Source organism: Photobacterium gaetbulicola, from assembly GCF_003025515.1.
GTDB lineage: Bacteria > Pseudomonadota > Gammaproteobacteria > Enterobacterales > Vibrionaceae > Photobacterium > Photobacterium gaetbulicola.
The window spans coordinates 189,724-205,788 of sequence record NZ_PYME01000002.1 but is presented as its reverse complement, the minus strand read 5'-3'; the positions used below and the strand labels follow the sequence as shown (position 1 = coordinate 205,788).

Genomic DNA, 16,065 nt, shown 5'->3' with positions numbered 1-16,065 from the left:
ATGGGATTTATGAAAGTAAGAAAACGTGTTCTCACTGTTTTTGGCACTAGACCTGAAGCAATTAAAATGGCTCCGCTAGTTCATGCACTGGCTGGAGATGACCGTTTTGAAGCAAAAGTGTGTGTTACAGCTCAGCACCGTGAGATGCTTGACCAAGTACTTGATCTATTTGAAATTAAGCCGGACTTTGATCTGAATTTGATGAAATCTGGGCAAACACTAAATGATGTGACATCACGAATTTTGCTTGAACTAAAGCCTGTTTTGCAAGAATTCAAACCAGATGTTGTTTTAGTTCATGGTGATACAGCTACTACATTTGCATCAAGCTTAGCTTCATATTATGAGCAAATCGCAGTTGGTCATGTAGAAGCAGGACTTCGTACAGGTAATATCTATTCTCCTTGGCCAGAAGAAGCAAACCGTAAGCTAACGGGGGCTTTAACAAAGTATCACTTCGCTCCGACAGATACGTCAAAGCAGAACCTAATTAAAGAAAACTACAATCCATCAAATATCTCAGTGACTGGAAATACGGTTATTGATGCTCTATTTATGGTAAAAGATAAGATTGAGACTGACGAAGATTTAAATTCAACATTAGCCGCTCAATTTCCTTTCTTAGATGAGAATAAAAAACTGATTTTAGTGACAGGGCACCGCCGTGAAAGTTTTGGTGGTGGTTTTGAGCGTATTTGCCAGGCTCTTGCTGAAACAGCAATAGCGCACCCAGAAAGCCAAATTATATACCCAGTTCACTTAAATCCAAATGTTCGTGAACCAGTGAATCGCATCTTATCTGGTGTTGGTAATATTCATCTGATTGAGCCTCAGCAGTATTTACCGTTTATCTATCTTATGAGCCGTGCTCATATCATTTTGACTGACTCTGGCGGTATTCAAGAAGAAGCCCCTTCACTGGGTAAGCCTGTGCTAGTGATGCGAGATACGACTGAAAGACCAGAAGCTGTAGCTGCTGGAACTGTGAAGTTAGTCGGTACAGATATCGAGAAAATTACCCATCAACTAAATGTACTGCTTTCTGATACTGAAGCTTACCAAGCAATGAGTTATGCCCATAATCCATATGGCGATGGTAAAGCATGTCAGCGTATTCTTGAAGAATTAGCGAAATAAATTTTAAGTTAAGATAAAATCAAAGGAATAAACATGTCTTTCGAAACAGTTTCCGTTGTTGGATTAGGTTATATTGGTCTGCCAACAGCAGCGATGTTTGCTTCACGTAAGAAAAAAGTGATTGGTGTTGATGTTAGCCAACATGCAGTTGACACTATTAATCAAGGTAAAATTCACATCGTTGAACCGGACCTTGATATGATCGTGAGTGCTGCAGTGAGCGAAGGCTATTTAAAAGCAGTAACAACTCCGGAACCAGCGGATGCGTTTTTAATTGCAGTGCCAACGCCTTTCTTACCTTGCGCAGAAGGTGAAGTACCAGCGCCAGACCTTTCATACATTGAAGCAGCGAGTAAGGCAATTGCTCCAGTATTAAAGAAGGGTGACCTGGTTATTCTTGAGTCGACCTCACCTGTTGGCGCTACAGAGCAAATGGCGGTTTGGCTAGCAGAGTCACGCAAAGATCTGACTTTTCCACAAACACATGGTGAAGAAGCTGATATCAATATTGCCCATTGTCCTGAACGTGTTCTACCAGGACATGTTGTGCGTGAGTTAGTAGAAAATGATCGTGTCATTGGTGGTATGTCAGTACGGTGTTCTGAGCGTTCAGTTGAGTTATATAAGACTTTTGTTAAAGGTGAGTGTGTCGTAACAAATTCTCGAACAGCAGAGATGGCTAAATTGACAGAAAATAGCTCTCGTGATGTTCAAATAGCATTTGCAAATGAATTATCGATTATTTGTGATAAATTAGATATTAACGTATGGGAACTTATTGCATTAGCAAACCGCCATCCTCGTGTAAACATTCTTCAACCAGGGCCTGGGGTTGGTGGTCATTGTATTGCTGTTGACCCTTGGTTTATTGTTTCAAAAACGCCGGAAGAAGCGAAAATCATTCACACAGCCCGTAAAGTGAATGATGGAAAGCCAGAGTGGGTAATTAGTAAAGTAAAAATGGCAATTGCTGACTTTTTACTAGAAAATCCATCGAAGACTTCAAGAGACATAACAATAGCTTGTTATGGTTTGGCTTTTAAAGCTGATATTGATGATTTACGTGAGAGTCCTGCGATGTATATTACTAATATGATTAGCAAAATTCATAAAGGGCGTGTGGTTGCGGTTGAACCTAATATAGAGTCATTGAATGCAAATGACTTCGAGTTAGTCGATTATAATACTGCGGAATTAGAGGCGGATATAAAAGTTTTACTAGTTGATCATAAAGAGTTTAAAAATAAAGATTTGAGGAACGGGTACATTATTGATACAAAAGGAACTTGGGTATAAATATCAGGTACTATAGATGAAGTTAAGTGTTGTTATACCTCTTTATAACAAAGAAAAGTATATAAAAAGGTGTGTGGATTCAGTAATAGAACAAAGCTATCAAGATTTTGAAATAATAGTGATTGATGATGGTTCAACTGATTCAAGTATCGATGTTCTTAACGGAATTTCAGATTCAAGATTAAATATTGTAAAAAAAGAAAATGGTGGCGTTTCAAGCGCAAGAAACAAAGGTATTGATTTATCTAACTCTGAATATGTTTGCTTTTTAGATGCAGATGATTACTGGCGTAAAAATGTTCTATGTGAGTTTGTTAGGTTAATTGATTGCTATGAAGAGTGTAGTGCATTTGTTGTCAGTTCAACTTTTAACCTAGATAACTGTGACCATAATCGTGAAATTAATGATTATGTGATCGATGATTATTATGAGCAACTATCGAAAGATAATGTAATTATTAACTCTTCTTCAATTTGTATAAAGAAAGAGATTTTCTCTAAAATTGGGAAATTTCCGAACGATATACACTATGGAGAAGATGGTTATCTTTGGGCTAAAATTTACAATAGCTTTAAGATTGCTAAATCAAGTTATGTTGGAGCAATATATGATAAACAGGCGGTTGGTCGGTGTGCTGATATTTACAACCCGAAACTTGAACACCCCTTAGTTATTGCTTTTGATAAAGGTGAGAGGTTTTCATCAGAACCAGAATATGAATCGTATATTAATAGCTTACGCTTTTCATTTGCAAAGAAATGGCTTCTTCATGGTGAAAAGTATAAGTATAAAAAAACGATTGAAAGAGTAAAGTTCAATACTTTATTCAAGTCACTGTTTTATAGACTAATTATATATATCCCTACGCCAGTTTTAAAAATTTTGTATTTGAAGTTAAGAGCTTAACATGAAAAAATTTGCAAAATATTTACTTGAAAAGTCATTATTAGAGTTAAATTTTATCTCAGACTATATTAGTTTTAAAAAGTATTACTCTAAGTCATCAGTTAAAAATAAGGATAAAAAGCAACTAGAAGCTTGGATTCTTCAAGATAAGCATCGAATTGAAAAAGCTTTAAGTTTACCTGAACCAAAAACTGGCTTTGGCCAAGATGTAGTTCCAAGACTTTGCGAAAATCTCAAGTTGTGGAGTTCAAACTACACTAAGGAAGATGTTTATTATTTTGGAATAGGTGCTCTATCGGCTTATGTTGAATTTCATAGGGTAAAAGCAATTGCTCTGAGTGAAAAAATCCAGTTTTCATTAAGAGAAATTGATGAGCAAGACTTTCAAAATGAAAAAATTTCAGCAGCTGGTGTGCTTCCTTATCCTCAAATAAATACAGATTTTTCTGATTTCTTTGATGACTTTTCAAAAACAAGACATTCATGCAGAAATTTTTCTAATCAATTAATTACTCATGATGATATTTTAGAAGTTATTAACCAATCTATTAGAGCACCTTCAGTTTGTAACAGACAGCACTGGAAAGTACATATCTTTTCGGGTGACAAAAAAGAAAAAGTTTTGTCCTTTCAAAATGGAAATAGAGGGTTTAACGAGAATATTCCTTATGTTGCATTGATTACAAGTGATTTGAAAGCTTTTTACTCAGCTAACGAAAGAAATCAAGCTTTCACTGACGGTGGAATTTTTGCTATGAATTTCATTTATTCTCTTCATTCTAAAGGAATAAGCTCCTGTGCTTTAAACTGGTGTAATTCTTTTGTTGTAGAACATAAATTTAAAAAAGAATCATTTATTCCTTTAAATGAAAAAGTTATTGTTGCTATAGCTTTCGGGTACCCTAAAGATGATGCGTTATATGCTAAATCACCTAGGAAAGATCATAAAGAATTTTTAACGGTACATGATTAATTATGAAAAAAGTTGGAATTTTAAATTTTCATTATTCTACACATAACTATGGGGCTGTTTTACAAGCCGCTTCTTTAGCTAAATATATTGAGTCGCTTGGTTATGATGTTGAACATATTGACTTTATACCACAAGATGACAGTAAAACACTAAAAAGACAACTTCGTACTTATCTTGGAAAAGTAGCGAGAGCATTAAAACTATTGCCTCCATTAAGTGAAAAAAAACAAAAGGGTGCTAAAAATAATGAGGTCTTTGATTACTTTCGCTATAACTGGATAAAAACATCAAATGAAAAATTTACAACAGGTGATGATTTAAAACGATATAATTTTGAATATGATGCTGTTGTCGTTGGCAGTGATCAAGTTTGGAGGCCTGCTTATACTACCGACAATATGATGTTTTATTTTTTGTCATTTCTACCAGACAATGTGAGAAGGGTGGCATATGCTGCTAGCTTTGGCGTTTCTGAGTGGGAGAGTAAATATAACAACAAGGTAAACCTTGTAAAGAAAGAATTAGAAAAATTTAAGGCGATTTCTGTACGAGAAGATACTGGTGTATCGATATGTGAAGAAACGTTTGGTGTCACTTCAGAACATGTATTGGATCCAACATTACTAGTTGGAAGGGAGTTCTTTCAATCATTATTGCCAGTAACATCTAAGTTAAAATATCATAAAGTTGTCTATTATAAATTAGACGTTGATGCAGAATTTAAATTATTTATTGATAAGGTTTCTCAATCCTATTCTAATTCTGTAGAAAATATTTACCTTGAAAAAACTGGTGCTGATTATTCTTTTTACCCTGTTGATATGTGGGTAGATAAAATTGCAAAGTCAGATGTCGTTATAACTGATTCGTTTCATTGTGTATGCTTATCAATTCTTTTTGAAAAAGAATTTGTTTGTATAATTAATGAGAATAGAGGGATATCAAGAATAAAAAGTTTATTGCATGCTCTTGGCATTGAAGGAAGGTTATTCAATAATGTTAATGATATAGATTTTTCGAAACTAGAAAAAATTGATTATCAAAATAAAGTGAATGATAAGCTTGAATTGCTAAGGGAATCTTCTTCTGAATTTATAAAAAAAGCTTTAGATGAATAATGTTATTTACACTTACTAGAAATATCTTCCTGTATTGTTTAATATTTATTGTACTTTTTTTAGAGCCTGTATCTATAGGTGGTGTTAAGTTTGCCATTTTGTGGAAATTTATTTTCTTTGGCTACCTACTAACATTGGTATTGTTTTATAGAAGAGTGCCCAAAGACTTTTTTATATTATTGACTTTAATTCTTGCGTTAAAGAATTTACTATCTTTTGGGGCCATTAGCGCCCCATTAGAACCATTTATGGCCCTAATTCGAATGCTAACCTTTCCTGTTATAATTGCAGGGTTTTATGTAATCGTAAAAAGTAATCAAAAGTCAATAGATACTCTTAATAGTATAATAAAGCACTACCCATATTTTGTCTCTTTTAGTTGTCTACCTTTTGTTATAGGAGTACTTGAACCTATATCGCATCAGGTTGACCTTGAGAGTTTTGGTGTGGAAAGTTTTATGTTTACTGGGGTATTTCAAAACCCTCACTCTGCATCTATTAATATTGCATTTGCAATGTTGGCTTTAATTTGTATTATTTTGAGAGATAAGAGAAAACTTCTAATATTTAATAGTTTTATATTGATCTTTTTACTTTATTGTCTATACAAAACGTATGCTAGAACAGGCTTGCTAGTGTTTATTTTAGGCTGCTTGCCAATTTTATGGAGTTACAAACTAAAGGCTAGAACTTATATTGCGATTACACTTGTTTCAATAATGTCTTTTTCATACGTTGCAACAAACGATTTATTAATGGATAGATTGTTTGATAAACGTGTTAATGTTTCCGGTGATGCTGATTTTATGCAGCTTGGTTCTGGTAGGCCATTAATTTGGAAAACAAGTTTTTTTTATTATTATGACTCTAGTTTGGATGAGATTTTTCTTGGTGTAAGTGAAACTAAGCTAAAAGAAAATAATTTAAAAGAGTTGGGGTTAAGAATTTTTTCTCACAATGGATTTCTTGATGCCCTGGCTATCAATGGGATCGTTGGCTTAGTATTAACGATAACCTTTTTTATTGTGCTAAAAAGGCGACTTTATAATATAAAGAATATTAACTTAAAGCTAATAGGGAAGTGTTTCTTTATGGGGTATTTAGCATACTTCGTTGTCCAAGGAGGGAATTACTTTACCATTGATTTTCTTGTTAGTATTCTTATTTTAGTAGGTATTTTAGAAAGAAATGAAAAAAGAAAAGAAAATTTTAATTACGGCTCCTGACTTGAATGAGTTAGGTGGTGTTGCTAGTCATTTTCTAGGACTTAGTAAATATTTTGGTGGAAATGTAAAGTTTTTTAAAGTTGGTTCAAGAAATAATATTCCTGGATTCTTACTGCTTCCAATTGATCTAATTCATTTCTTTTTAAAAGTTATATTTTTTAAACCTGAGACAGTTTTGTTGAATCCCTCTTTACAAAAAAATGCTGTGGTGAGAGATTCATTTTACCTCAAAATCGCTAAGATTTTTAAGGTAAATGTTGTGGTTTTTTTTCATGGTTGGGATCCTAAGCTTAGTGATTATTACGATAATAATAATCGATGCTTTATGGATAAGTTTAGTTCTGCTGATGCCTTCATTGTTCTATGTTCTGATTTTAAGAGAAAACTCGAAAATTGGGGAGTGAATGTGAATGTGTACTTGTCAACTACAAAAGTTGATGAGAAATTTTTTAATTCAAAATCATCTTTATCAAAAAATATTCTATTCTTAGCACGGTTAACTGAAGAAAAAGGTATCTTATTAGCTATTGAAGCAATCAAAAGGCTAAATACATATGATGATGGATATACTTTAACTGTTGTTGGTGATGGTCCGTTAAGTGAAAAAGTATCATCTTTAATACTCAATGATAAAATCAGTTTTATTAAGTTTTCTGGAAGGCTAAGTGGTGAGAAACTTGTAGACACAATGGCTGATTGTGGTTGTTATATTTTTCCATCTTTTCATGGAGAAGGTATGCCAACTTCAGTGCTTGAATCTATGGCTATTGGTTTGCCTGTTGTCACAACTCCAAATGCTGGTATAAAAGATTTCTTTGTTGAAAGAAAAATGGGTAGTTATATTTCATTTCATGATGTTGATAGTATTGTAAATGAGGTGCTGAGACTATATGAAGATATGGATATGAATGAAATTTCAATTTTTAACTCGAAGTTTGCATACACTCACTTTCATTGTGAAAAAGTTGCTAATTCCTTATTGAGTATAATAAATAAATACTAAGTTAATGGTAAATTCAAATGAGGATTAAACATACAATTAATAATGTTAGTTTTTCTATGCTCAATATGTTCATATCTATAATTTTAAATTTTAGTTATCGAACAGTTTTGATAAAAACAGTTGGTATAGACTATCTTGGACTGACTTCATTTTATACAAATATTTTAGTCATTTTATCATTAGCTGAGTTAGGGATTGGTCATGCTATAACATATAGTCTTTATAAACCGTTAGCTGAGAAAAATTATGATAAAGTATTAAGTATTCTTAATTACTTTAGAGATGTATATATACGTGTTGGCTTCTTTATATTATTGATTGGCGTTTTAATTTCACCATTCATTAGTTTTTTTATTGACGGTTATGAACATTTAGAAAATATATATGTCATATTCTTTCTTTTTGTAGTCAATACATCAATTACATATTTTTATTCTTACAAAAGAATATTAATTAATGCTGATCAAAAAGCATATAAAATTGTACCAATTACGCTTTTGTTTCTTTTGATTGATTTGTCAATTCGGATGCTACTTCTTATCGAGTTGAACAATTTAGTACTGGCATTATGTTGGCAACTTGTTTCGAAAGTTTTAGAGAATTATTTTGTTAATAGATATATAGATAAGAACTACAATATCCTTAATAATAAACATAAGCGTTTGGCTGAAAATGATAAGCAAAATATTAAATCTAATGTGAAGGCTTTGATTTATCACAAACTTGGTGATGCTTTTGTAAATGGAACAGATAATATAATTATATCTAAGTTTTTGGGTTTAACTATTGTTGGGATGTATTCTAACTATTTGCTCGTCGTTAGTGTAATTTCCTCTTTTTTGATGCTAGTTTTCAATTCAATGACAGCAAGCGTTGGTAATTTAATTGTTCAATCAAATACTGATAAAGTAAAAGAGGTTTTCCATATTTCAAATATGATTGCCTTTTGGGTCTTTGGGTTGTGCTCTATTTGTCTATATTTCACATTGCCTCTCTTTATAGATTTATGGCTTGGTGAAAACTTTTTATTACCACCTAGTGTAAACTTATTGATTTGTATAAATTTGTTCTTCTTTGGAATGAGGGTTCCTTTAGGTGTTTTCAAAACATCAAGTGGGATTTTTAACCAAGATAAATATGCTCCAATTATTCAAGGAGTGTTAAATATCATTTTATCTGTTGTTTTAGTTGATTTTTATGGAGTTGCTGGAATTATATTTGCAACAATTGTTTCGGGTCTTATTGTTCCAGGTGTGATTAGGCCTTATTTAGTTTATAAGATTGTTTTCAAAGATAACGTCGTTAAGTATTTTATAGATTTCGCAAAAAAAATTACTATTTTAATTTTTGCTTCATGTATTGTATTTTTTGCTATGTCAAAAATTACATTATCAATGGACTCAGAATTGATAATGTTAATTTTTAAATCAGTTATACTTTTCTCTATTGTTAATGTTGTTTTTGTGTTTTGTTTCTTTAGAACAACTGAGTTTAAACAGTTTTCAGCCATGCTGAGGCGTAAATTATTATGACAAAGTTAGTAAGTTTGATTTTACCTTGCTTTAATGCAGCGAATTATATAGAAAGATATTTGACAAATTTATTACAGCAAAAGTACTCAAATATAGAACTTATTGTTGTTAATGATGGTTCCACTGATAATACGGAAGATGTTATTTTTGATTTTTTTAAAAACAAAAATTGTAGGAATATTCAACTAAAATACTTCAGCCAACCTAATAGCGGTGTAGCATCGGCTTTCAATAATGCTTTAAAATATTATACTGGTGATTTCCTAACCTGGGGTGATCCAGATGATTTTCTCAGTCCTTTATCCATTAGTGAACGTGTATCTTTTCTCAATGATAATCCAGAGTATGGTTTTGTTCGTACAAATGCAAACTTGATATCACCTGATGGTCATAGTGTAGTTGGTGAACTGACAAGCTCTGATTCCGAATATATCTTCGATGATCTTATATTTGAAAACAATATGCCTGTAACGGTCGGGAATTATTTGCTTAGAAGTGAGTGTTTTAAAAATTCACTACCATCTCAAAATATTTACTCTGAAGCTCGTGGTCAAAACTGGCAGTTATTACTTCCTATTGCATTAAAATACAAGTGCGGTTTTATTAATGAGAAGCTCAATAATATTGTTCTAAGAGATAATAGTCTGTCTAGAAGTGATACTACATTATGCTCTGAAATTTATCGATGTGATGAACACAACAAAATATTACATGCAGTCCTTAAAGATCTTGATGTTGATTTTTCATACTATGATGCATTATTAAATCAAAAATATATTTCTAAAAAGTTTGAGTTGTCTGTTAATTATATGGATTATGATTTGGCACATCAGTACTTTTTACAAATTGAAAATAAAACTAATGTTCATTATATTAAGTTACTACTAGTTAAACTTCGTATTTATGGTTTTTTGAAGTTAGCTTATATGAAAGTATTTCGCCCGATATGAAAAAGAATTTAAAATGGTATGTTAATCGTTTGAAAAAAATGTCTTTTCCTGAGGTATTACACAGAGTTAGTGAACTAACTCGTTATAAAATCAACTTGATGAGGTACAACGGAAATTGGAAAGAAGGTGTTAATGGAAATATTTCAATTGTTCAGTCACAAGATTTAGTTAATATCATTAAGTCTTGTGTCAAACTCTCTTTTCCTAATTTTACTAATTCTCTTTCTTATCAAGATATACCTTTTAAGAAAATAAAAATTTCTAATGATACAGATTTAAGATTACTTTGGGAAAATGAAAGGTTTGATGAGTTTCCATCGATGGCTATGAATTCATCGTCCGACAGTAAAATAAAAGATCATTTAAATGATTGGATGTCAAAAAATAAGCCGCTTCATGGGATTAATTATATCTCGGTCATGGAATGTTCAATCCGATGTCTGAATCTATATGTTTCTTTAATTGTTCTTAAGTCTCGTGGAAATCTTTCAAGTCAATTAGAGTATCAATCATATTTATTTTTCAAATTAAATTTTGATTTAATCAAAAGTCAGCTATCGCTATATTCTTCTCGTGGTAATCATACTCTTTTTGAGTATGCTGGCTTATACGTATGTTCCAAAGCACTTTGTAAGTCAGATTGTTCTTTTTATGCAAATAAGTTTAGTGAAGAGTTTAATTGGCAAGTTCTCCCAGATGGAAGTGGTGTTGAGCAAAGTACGGCATATCACTTTTTTAATATACAACTGTATTACCTGATGTCGTTTATTTCAAATGACATATCTCTTTCGAATTCAAATTTTGTTAGGGCAGCAGAGTTTATGTCTTACTTTGTTGTTGAAAATAAAATATTGCGTATTGGTGATAGTGATAGTAGCAAATTTTCCTACATATATGATACATTCACTGATTATCTTGCTAGTATGCCAGATTTTTCAAAACTTAAACATTTTAAAAATTCTGGATTGATATCAATGCCATTATGTAATGGTGGAAGATTAGTTTTTAAATATGGACGTTTAGGCCTTCCTCCTTTATATGGGCACGGTCACTACGATTTTTTAAGTTTATATATAATATCTGACTATAATGTCTTATTATCATGTGATTCTTCTACATATCTTTATAACTCAAAAGAAAGAGAAGCCTTAAGATCGTCTCAATATCATTCTATGCCATTCTTTTCAAATGATGATATAAAGCAATCTACCTCTTTCTCCTGGGATAAAAGCAAATCTGGTTTTTTGAAAAACATTGATCAAAATTTTATTCATTCATTTTATCAACACGATAATGGATTAATTACTAGGAAGGTTTTTAATGAAAGTGATTATCTTATTATAATGGATTACGTGGAAGACAATTATGATTTTTCTTCTCAGATAATGTTTTTAAATGAAAGTGATGATATTAAGTTTTTTTCCTATTCATTAGATAATGGTTTAATTGAAGTTGATCCTGAAGTGTCAAAAATTCCTTTTTCAAAGAAATATGGTAGTTTTGAAGAGAATCAGTCATTCAGTTATAAAATAAGAGCCACTGAAAAGGGAATGGTATTATTTACTGTTTATTTTTACTCTAGTATAGATAGGTACTCTGTTTTGCCTGTTTTGAAAAGGTTGTCTCGTGAAAGTTAAAATTTCAAATTTAGAAGTGTGTTGTTATAAAAACATGTCATCTGCTGTCGATGATATCATTATGAATGGTTGTGGAAAAACTGCAGTAGCAATAAACCCTGAAAAAATAATTAAATCTAGAGAATCTCAAGAAGTTTTTGAAACCTTATTGTCTGCAGATATTTTATATTTAGATGGCATTGGCGCTGTAAAAGTTGCTGAGCAAAAGTTACAGACAAAACTTTCTCGAATTCCGGGGTGTGAGTTATGGGAGCAACTTATGATAGCTTCCTCTTACAATAACAAATCAGTCTTTCTTGTTGGTGCTGAAGAACAAGTTGTTTCTAAGACCAAATCATTATTAGAAGATAGATATAATGTTAATGTTGTGGGGTATGCTAATGGTTTCTTTGAAAATGAAAACCATTTGATAAATGAAATTTTAGATATCAAGCCTGACATTGTTTCAGTTGCACTAGGTTCACCGAAGCAAGAGTTGTTCATGCAAAAATGTCGCGATGCTGGTGTCGAATCATTTATGATGGGCGTTGGAGGCACTTATAATGTATTTACTGGGTCAGTAAATCGTGCTCCTGATATTTTTTGCAAGTTTGGTTTAGAGTGGGCTTATCGATTACTTAAAGAACCATCTAGAGTCTTTCGACAAACAAGCCTATTAAAATTTATTTTTCTAGCATTCAGAAAAAAACTATAAGGTTAAGTAAAGAATGATTTCTAAAGTAATTATTCCTGTAGCAGGCTTAGGCACGCGTATGCTTCCTGCAACTAAAGCTATACCTAAAGAAATGCTGCCGTTGGTGGATAAGCCGCTTATTCAATACATCGTGAAAGAGTGTATTGAAGCAGGCATTAAAGAAATAGTTTTGGTTACGCACTCTTCAAAGAATGCCATCGAAAACCATTTCGACACCTCTTATGAGCTTGAAGCAACATTGGAAAAGCGCGTTAAACGTCAGCTTCTTGATGAAGTGCAGTCTATCTGTCCATCTGATGTGACGATTATGCATGTGCGTCAAGGCCATGCCAAAGGTCTTGGTCACGCGGTGCTGTGTGCAAAGCCGCTTGTGGGTGATGCGCCTTTTGCTGTTGTTTTGCCTGATGTAGTTTTGGATGAATACACGGCAGATCAGTCGACTGAGAACTTGGCTGCAATGGTTAACCGTTTTGAAGCGTCTTCTGCTTCTCAAATCATGGTTGAGCCTGTACCAATGTCTGAAGTGTCAAAGTACGGTGTTGTCGATTGTGAAGGCGCCCAGCTTGAAGCCGGTCAGTCCCATGCTATGACGGCAATGGTAGAAAAACCTGCTGTTGAAGATGCACCATCAAATCTTGCAGTTGTAGGTCGTTACGTACTGTCATCAAAAATCTGGGATAAGTTGGCGATTACCCCTCCTGGAGCTGGTGATGAAATACAGCTAACGGATGCTATTGATATGTTGATGGCTGAAGAAACGGTGGAAGCTTTCCACATGACCGGTAAATCCCATGACTGTGGCGATAAGCTAGGTTACCTGAAGGCTTTTGTTGAGTATGGCCTTCGTCACGATGCTCTCGGTGATGACTTCAAAGATTACCTCGATTCACTCTTCAAGGGTGATGATAATCTCAAGCTTGTAAGTTAAAATCCGCTTTCAATTGATCATTGATTAAAACATTCTGTCGAGTGTTAAATTAAATAAGAAATAATGATGACAACTACCGCATTTATTTTTGTCTTTGTCTTATCGTTTTGCAGCCTTTTTATTTTCCGTAAGGTCGCAAAACGTATTGGTTTGGTGGATAAGCCTAATGCCAGGAAATTGCACGAGGGGGTGATTCCGCTCGTGGGGGGGATTTCTGTCGTATCGACGATAGTGATTAGCTTCCTGCTGTTTTTACCGTTATCGAATAACCTGGTTTTATTCCTAGGCTGCGCTGTGATTTTGGTTATCTTGGGAGCGTTCGACGACTTCTTGGATATCAGCTTCAAAATTCGTCTTGTGGTTCAGGCTCTGATTTCTCTTGCCATGATCCATGTCGGCGGCCACAGTCTGCATAACCTAGGCTACCTTATGGGCAGTGATACTATTATGCTGCCACCACTTGTCAGTGGGGTTATTACGGTTTTCGGTGTGATTGGTGCGATTAACGCCTTTAATATGGTTGATGGTATCGATGGTCTACTCGGAGGCTTAGCTTCGGTGACCTTCGGTGCGCTGGGGTGGGTCTTCTATTACAGTGGAAATGAAGACCTAGCGACGATTTGCCTGTTGATTGTGACGGCTTTGGTCCCGTACATCTTGCTGAACCTGGGCATTCCGCTAGGTCGACGTTTTAAAGTATTCATGGGTGATGCCGGCAGTATGTTTATCGGCTTTGCCGTAGTATGGATGTTGATCCGTGGTTCGCAAGAAGCAGATGCCTATGTCTTCCAGCCTGTTACTGCACTATGGTTGATTGCTATTCCTCTGATGGACATGGTGACGATTATGATCCGCCGTATCCGTAAAGGGCACTCGCCATTTAAGCCTGACCGTGAACATTTGCACCATATTTGTCAGCGAATTGGATTCACATCACGCCAGTCTCTTGTGCTGATTTGTAGTTTGGCGACGATTATGGCCTCGATTGGCGTTTGGGCTGATATGAATGATGTTCGTGAGTCAGTGATGTTTATTGCTTTCTTATGTACTTTTTGTGTGTATTTCTTCGTAATCAGCCATATCTGGCGTATTACGACCTTTATTCATAAGCTTTTTGGTACCAATAAGCCGATTGACTTCAATATGGAAGCCTCTCAAACCAACGCAGAAAAATAATATCTAACAGGTTTCTTGCGGTAGCTTTATTTAATGTTGTCTTTTAATGCTGTGGCTCGTAATAGCCACAGCATTTTTTATTTGGAGTTTGAAATGAATTTCAGTGCTGTTATTTTAGCCGCGGGTAAAGGTACGCGGATGTACTCGAACCTGCCGAAGGTATTACATACCCTTGCGGGCAAACCGATGGTGACCCATGTGATGGATGCCTGCCGTGAACTAGATGCCAATCAGTTGCACCTTGTTTATGGCCATGGCGGTGACATGATGAAATCGGTATTGGCTGATCAAAATGTTAATTGGGTTTTGCAGGCTGAGCAGTTAGGAACTGGCCATGCAGTTGACCAAGCATCTTCACATTTCTCTGATGATGAGAAGGTGTTGGTGTTATATGGTGATGTACCACTGATTAGTTCGGAAACATTAAAGAATTTGATAGAGGCGCAGCCGACAGGCGGCATTGCCTTGTTGACTGTCGTGTTGGATGACCCAACAGGTTATGGCCGCATTATCCGCCGTAATGGCCCAGTGGTTGCCATTGTTGAGCAAAAAGATGCCTCTGAAGAGCAGAAGTTGATTAATGAAGTCAATACCGGTGTGCTAGTGGCAACAGGTAAAGGCTTGAAGCGATGGCTTTCAATGCTCAGCAATGACAATGCACAGGGTGAGTACTACCTAACAGATATTATTTCCCTTGCTCATGATGAAGGGCGGGCGATTGAGGCGGTACACCCAGTCGATGCGATTGAAGTTGAAGGCGTGAATAACCGTATTCAGCTAGCAAAGCTGGAGCGTGCCTATCAAGAAAAACAAGCAGAGAAGCTACTGGCACAAGGTGTCATGCTCAAAGACCCTAGTCGTTTTGATTTGCGAGGCCAACTTCAGTGCGGAAGGGATGTCGATATCGATATCAATGTAGTTGTTGAAGGTAATGTGACCCTTGGTAACAACGTTATCATTGGTGCGGGTTCGGTACTGAAGAACTGCATTGTTGCTGACAACACGTTGATCCGCCCATATAGCGTTATTGAAGACACCATCATTGGAGAGTCTTGTACTGTTGGTCCATTTAGCCGCCTACGCCCTGGTACCGAGCTTAAGAACGACGCCCATGTGGGTAACTTTGTTGAGACCAAGAAAGTCACTTTGGGCCAAGGCTCTAAAGCGAACCATCTGACTTACTTAGGTGATGCTGAAATCGGTGAGCGTGTAAACATTGGTGCAGGCACGATTACCTGTAACTATGATGGTGCCAATAAATTTAAGACAACGATTGGCGATGATGTTTTTGTTGGCTCGGACAGCCAGTTAATTGCGCCGGTTACTATTGCTAACGGCGCGACCATTGGTGCCGGTTCAACTATCAATAAAAATGTGGGTGAAAACGAACTGGTTATTACCCGCGTTGCACCAAAGGTTAAAAATGATTGGCAACGCCCGGTAAAAATCAAATAGCTTAAGCCAAATAACATAAACAGATAATTTGGA

General features: G+C 34.8%; 14 protein-coding genes. All 14 read left to right on the top strand.

Going from position 1 to position 16,065, the window contains the following annotated elements:
• Window positions 1-9: 9 nt before the first annotated feature.
• Window positions 10-1,137 (top strand): non-hydrolyzing UDP-N-acetylglucosamine 2-epimerase, encoded by a 1,128-nt coding sequence (wecB, locus tag C9J03_RS02420; protein ID WP_107291653.1) that lies wholly within the window; start codon window positions 10-12, stop codon window positions 1,135-1,137.
• A gap of 33 nt (window positions 1,138-1,170) precedes the next feature.
• Window positions 1,171-2,433: a UDP-N-acetyl-D-mannosamine dehydrogenase gene (wecC, locus tag C9J03_RS02415; RefSeq protein ID WP_044623957.1), complete on the top strand. Its 1,263-nt coding sequence runs from the start codon at window positions 1,171-1,173 to the stop codon at window positions 2,431-2,433.
• 16 nt (window positions 2,434-2,449) lie between these two features.
• Window positions 2,450-3,340, top strand: coding sequence for a glycosyltransferase family 2 protein (locus C9J03_RS02410; RefSeq protein ID WP_052829826.1), 891 nt, complete (start codon window positions 2,450-2,452; stop codon window positions 3,338-3,340).
• Between the two features lies 1 nt (window position 3,341).
• Entirely contained in the window at window positions 3,342-4,313 is a 972-nt protein-coding gene (locus C9J03_RS02405; RefSeq protein WP_052829825.1) for a nitroreductase family protein, read from the top strand.
• Window positions 4,314-4,315: 2 nt separating this feature from the next.
• A complete protein-coding gene (locus C9J03_RS02400; protein WP_044623956.1) occupies window positions 4,316-5,431 on the top strand; it encodes a polysaccharide pyruvyl transferase family protein in 1,116 nt (371 codons plus the stop codon).
• On the top strand, window positions 5,431-6,657 hold the full coding sequence (locus C9J03_RS02395; RefSeq protein ID WP_044623955.1) for an O-antigen ligase family protein: 1,227 nt from the start codon (window positions 5,431-5,433) through the stop codon (window positions 6,655-6,657). Before C9J03_RS02400 ends, C9J03_RS02395 begins: the two co-directional genes overlap by 1 nt.
• On the top strand, window positions 6,620-7,660 hold the full coding sequence (locus C9J03_RS02390) for a glycosyltransferase family 4 protein (protein ID WP_044623954.1): 1,041 nt from the start codon (window positions 6,620-6,622) through the stop codon (window positions 7,658-7,660). Before C9J03_RS02395 ends, C9J03_RS02390 begins: the two co-directional genes overlap by 38 nt.
• A 17-nt stretch (window positions 7,661-7,677) precedes the next feature.
• On the top strand, window positions 7,678-9,192 hold the full coding sequence (locus tag C9J03_RS02385) for a lipopolysaccharide biosynthesis protein (protein WP_044623953.1): 1,515 nt from the start codon (window positions 7,678-7,680) through the stop codon (window positions 9,190-9,192).
• Window positions 9,189-10,142: a glycosyltransferase family A protein gene (locus C9J03_RS02380; RefSeq protein WP_052829824.1), complete on the top strand. Its 954-nt coding sequence runs from the start codon at window positions 9,189-9,191 to the stop codon at window positions 10,140-10,142. Before C9J03_RS02385 ends, C9J03_RS02380 begins: the two co-directional genes overlap by 4 nt.
• Complete coding sequence (locus tag C9J03_RS02375) at window positions 10,139-11,779, top strand: heparinase II/III domain-containing protein (protein WP_044623952.1); 1,641 nt, start codon at window positions 10,139-10,141, stop codon at window positions 11,777-11,779. The genes C9J03_RS02380 and C9J03_RS02375 overlap by 4 nt, the downstream gene beginning before the upstream one ends.
• Window positions 11,769-12,473 (top strand): WecB/TagA/CpsF family glycosyltransferase, encoded by a 705-nt coding sequence (locus C9J03_RS02370; RefSeq protein WP_044623951.1) that lies wholly within the window; start codon window positions 11,769-11,771, stop codon window positions 12,471-12,473. The genes C9J03_RS02375 and C9J03_RS02370 overlap by 11 nt, the downstream gene beginning before the upstream one ends.
• A 13-nt stretch (window positions 12,474-12,486) precedes the next feature.
• Window positions 12,487-13,401, top strand: a complete 915-nt coding sequence (gene galU / locus C9J03_RS02365) for a UTP--glucose-1-phosphate uridylyltransferase GalU (RefSeq protein WP_044623950.1) — start codon at window positions 12,487-12,489, stop codon at window positions 13,399-13,401.
• A gap of 63 nt (window positions 13,402-13,464) precedes the next feature.
• A complete protein-coding gene (gene wecA, locus C9J03_RS02360; RefSeq protein WP_231580685.1) occupies window positions 13,465-14,577 on the top strand; it encodes a UDP-N-acetylglucosamine--undecaprenyl-phosphate N-acetylglucosaminephosphotransferase in 1,113 nt (370 codons plus the stop codon).
• A gap of 93 nt (window positions 14,578-14,670) precedes the next feature.
• Window positions 14,671-16,032 carry a bifunctional UDP-N-acetylglucosamine diphosphorylase/glucosamine-1-phosphate N-acetyltransferase GlmU gene (gene glmU, locus C9J03_RS02355; RefSeq protein ID WP_044623948.1) on the top strand — a complete coding sequence of 454 codons (1,362 nt, stop codon included), beginning with the start codon at window positions 14,671-14,673 and terminating at the stop codon, window positions 16,030-16,032.
• Window positions 16,033-16,065 lie beyond the last annotated feature (33 nt).

Bases quoted from the DNA above. Each gene is read 5' to 3' on its own strand.
- C9J03_RS02400 (WP_044623956.1), top strand. From the start codon at position 4,316: ATGAAAAAAGTTGGAATTTTAAATTTTCATTATTCTACACATAACTAT.
- C9J03_RS02380 (WP_052829824.1), top strand. From the start codon at position 9,189: ATGACAAAGTTAGTAAGTTTGATTTTACCTTGCTTTAATGCAGCGAAT.
- C9J03_RS02390 (WP_044623954.1), top strand. From the start codon at position 6,620: ATGAAAAAAGAAAAGAAAATTTTAATTACGGCTCCTGACTTGAATGAG.
- galU (WP_044623950.1), top strand. From the start codon at position 12,487: ATGATTTCTAAAGTAATTATTCCTGTAGCAGGCTTAGGCACGCGTATG.
- glmU (WP_044623948.1), top strand. From the start codon at position 14,671: ATGAATTTCAGTGCTGTTATTTTAGCCGCGGGTAAAGGTACGCGGATG.
- wecC (WP_044623957.1), top strand. From the start codon at position 1,171: ATGTCTTTCGAAACAGTTTCCGTTGTTGGATTAGGTTATATTGGTCTG.
- wecB (WP_107291653.1), top strand. From the start codon at position 10: ATGAAAGTAAGAAAACGTGTTCTCACTGTTTTTGGCACTAGACCTGAA.
- C9J03_RS02395 (WP_044623955.1), top strand. From the start codon at position 5,431: ATGTTATTTACACTTACTAGAAATATCTTCCTGTATTGTTTAATATTT.
- C9J03_RS02385 (WP_044623953.1), top strand. From the start codon at position 7,678: ATGAGGATTAAACATACAATTAATAATGTTAGTTTTTCTATGCTCAAT.
- C9J03_RS02410 (WP_052829826.1), top strand. From the start codon at position 2,450: ATGAAGTTAAGTGTTGTTATACCTCTTTATAACAAAGAAAAGTATATA.
- C9J03_RS02405 (WP_052829825.1), top strand. From the start codon at position 3,342: ATGAAAAAATTTGCAAAATATTTACTTGAAAAGTCATTATTAGAGTTA.
- wecA (WP_231580685.1), top strand. From the start codon at position 13,465: ATGATGACAACTACCGCATTTATTTTTGTCTTTGTCTTATCGTTTTGC.
- C9J03_RS02375 (WP_044623952.1), top strand. From the start codon at position 10,139: ATGAAAAAGAATTTAAAATGGTATGTTAATCGTTTGAAAAAAATGTCT.